The following is a 2,803-nucleotide window of genomic DNA, read 5'->3' as shown; positions in this document are numbered from 1 at the left end:
CGCTCGACCTGTCCGCCGGCATCGACACGCGCGAACTCGTGTCGTCGACGCAGAGCACCGAGCCGGTCGACGGCGAGCGTGTCATCGCCGTCGTCGCATTGCCGAAGGACAAGGACGAGAAGACCGCGCCGCTCGCGCTCGGCACGCGCGGCGGCGTCGTCAAGCGCTGGAACCGGGAATCGCCGACGACGATGGATTCGTGGGGCGTCATCGACCTCAAGGACGGCGACGAGCTGCTCGCGGCGCGCGAGGCGCCCGACGGCAGCCGTCTCGTGTTCGTCTCGACCGATTCGTCGCTGCTCACCTTCGACGCGAAGCAGGTGCGGCCGCAGGGGCGCACGGCAGGCGGCATGGCGGGAATCCGTCTCGCCGACGGCTGCGAGGCGCTCGCCTTCGCCGTCGTGCACGAAGACGAACTGGAGTGGACGGACGCCGAGGAGCGGGAGGACGGCTCGACGTCGCCCGCGCACGGCGCGGTCGTGCTCACGGTGGCCGGCGACGGTGCGTCGCTGCTCGGCACCGACACCGGATCGGCGAAGGTCTCGCCGCTCGCACTGTATCCGACGAAGGGACGCGGCACCGGCGGCGTGCGCTCGCAGCGTTTCCTCAAGGGGCAGAACACGCTGATCCGCGCGTATGTGGGCGCCTGGCCGCTCGTCGCGTACACCGAGTCGGGGCATATCGTCGCGCTGCCGGCCCCGGACATGCGCCGTGACGGTTCCGGCAGCGAACTGTCCTCCGCGATCGGTTACGTCGCATAGGACACCCGGGACGTTCTCAAACGATCGTCGTCGCGAACGTCCCGGGTGCACACCGCGCGCGTCATGTTCGCGAACGGGCGCCCCCGCGAACGCATCGGTCCGGGGACGCACCTGGGACGTTCGCAAACGGAGGCCTGCACGAACATCCCGGGTGCCGGATGCGCGCTCCATGGTCGCCCGCGGCCTCCCCCGCGGCGCGCGTAGGCGAACGGGCGTCCTCAGGTCGTCGTGTAGAGCCCCATCAGCACGGCGCCGGCGACGATGAGCAGCGTGCCGAGCAGGATCCCGACCATCTGGCGTTTCGTCTTGTGTTCGTGCAGCACGACGATGCCGCCGTAGGTGGAGACGATGACGCCGAGCTGCGAGAACGTCGTCGCGATCGCCTGCCCGACGTGCGGGTTCGCCGCGGACACGAAGATGAGCATGTTGCCGACCGCCCACAGCAGGCCGGTGATGATGTTGAGCGCCGTCTTGCGGTGCACGATGAGCGTGCGGTCGCGTTCGACGAAGTTGACGATCGCGAGCGCCGCGAGGATCTGCCCGATCGACTGCGGCAGGATGACGGCGGTCATGTAATAGAGTCCGTTGCCGCTCGGCGCATCGTAGATGGCGTCGGAGATGAATCCGGTATGGTGCAGCAGATTCGGGAAGATGAAGTACAGCATGAAGCCGATCGTCGAGCACAACAGCGCGCCCATGCCGAAACGCATGTCCTTCGCGCTGATCCTGCGCGCGTCGGCGGCGGTGTCCTTCGCCGAGCACAACAGGGCGCCGGATGTGACGAGGACGATCGCGATGACGCCGATGATCCAGACGTTGAGCGTGCGCCACTGACCGAGCACGATCGCGGCGAGCAGCGCGTTGCCGACGATCTGGCCGGCCGTGGAGATCGGCATCGCCATCGAGACGCCCAACGGCTTGAGCGCGGAGAACTGGCCGAAGGAGCCGATCGTCCAGAAGACGCCCGAGCACAGGCCTACGAGCCAGATCCTGGGGTTGAACGCGAAGGCCAGTCCGGCGTTCGGCACCGTGTAGAACACCGAGACGAGCAGGGCGAATATGACGGCGCCGATCGTCGTGCCCAATGTCCCCTGACTCGGCTTGCCGTCGATCTTCGCGGTGATGACGCTGTTCGATCCGAGGAACAGCGCCGGCAGCAGCGCGATGAGCATGGCCATTGAAAGACGCCCTCCCTTGCCTCTCCGTGTGCGAGTGTCCTTTGTCGCGAATCCACGAACGCCACAGCGGCGCGCGGGGGCGCCGTCCGCCGTATATCGGGACGAACGGCGGCACGACGTCAATTATTCTATGCCCGTCATGCGGCGGGACGTGGCCGTCTTTTGCTCATAGCGTCGATATCGCGCCCTATCCGTACGCCGCGCGCTCACCGGTAGAGCTTCATGCCCTGCGGGGACGGCGCGAATCCTGCGGCGCGCAACGCCGGTGTGACCGGCAGGCGCGCCGTGAGCGGCATGCCGTTGCAGTCGCGGAACGTGACCGACCCTCCCGGCAGGCGCCGCAGCATATCGGCGAGCGCCGTGCATGCGCGTTCGGCGAGGCTCATCGGTTCGTCGAACATGACGATGCGTCCCGAGCGCGGCGCCCCGTACAGCAGCGCGTCGCCGCCGCGCAGCACGACGACCGATCCGGCGCGACGCGTCGGCTTGACGCCGCCTGTACGCGCCGCATCGTCCGCGTCGTCGGCACCGTCCGCGTCCTGCGTCCCGGCCATCCGCATCGGCTCGGGCCAGCGGATCGCCATACCGTAGAGGACGGCCGGATCGACCGCGTCGAGAGCGACCGTGGCCGGCGACCGCCCGATCAGGTCGCGCATCATGTCGACGGTCTCGCGCCGCGCGAACTGCGCCGCCCCGAAGCCGTCGACGAACATGCCGCGCATTAGCGCGCCCTGCTCCTCCATGCGCCGCAGCACCGGGTACAGGCCCGAGAAACCGCCGGGGACGCCCTCATGGTCGACGACCGGCTGCGTGATCACGCCGTAACGGTCGAGCAGCACGTCGATCAGGTCGATGACGCGTTCC

General features: G+C 68.5%; 3 protein-coding genes. 1 reads left to right on the top strand and 2 read right to left on the bottom strand.

Annotated elements, in window-relative coordinates:
* On the top strand, positions 1-761 hold a 761-nt coding region (locus B1400_RS09255; protein ID WP_327078511.1), incomplete at its 5' end, for a DNA gyrase C-terminal beta-propeller domain-containing protein.
* A 218-nt stretch (positions 762-979) separates the two neighbouring features.
* Here the strand turns inward: B1400_RS09255 and B1400_RS09250 are convergent.
* Positions 980-1,939 carry a GRP family sugar transporter gene (locus tag B1400_RS09250; protein WP_095614089.1) on the bottom strand — a complete coding sequence of 320 codons (960 nt, stop codon included), beginning with the start codon at positions 1,937-1,939 and terminating at the stop codon, positions 980-982.
* 206 nt (positions 1,940-2,145) lie between these two features.
* Positions 2,146-2,803, bottom strand: a 658-nt coding sequence (locus B1400_RS09760; protein WP_456061891.1) for an Lhr family helicase, incomplete at its 5' end; no start/stop codon positions are given.

The organism is Bifidobacterium italicum, from assembly GCF_002286915.1.
GTDB classification, from domain to species: domain Bacteria; phylum Actinomycetota; class Actinomycetes; order Actinomycetales; family Bifidobacteriaceae; genus Bifidobacterium; species Bifidobacterium italicum.
Note: the sequence above shows the minus strand (reverse complement) of the source record. Positions and strands in the feature narration are given on the sequence as shown.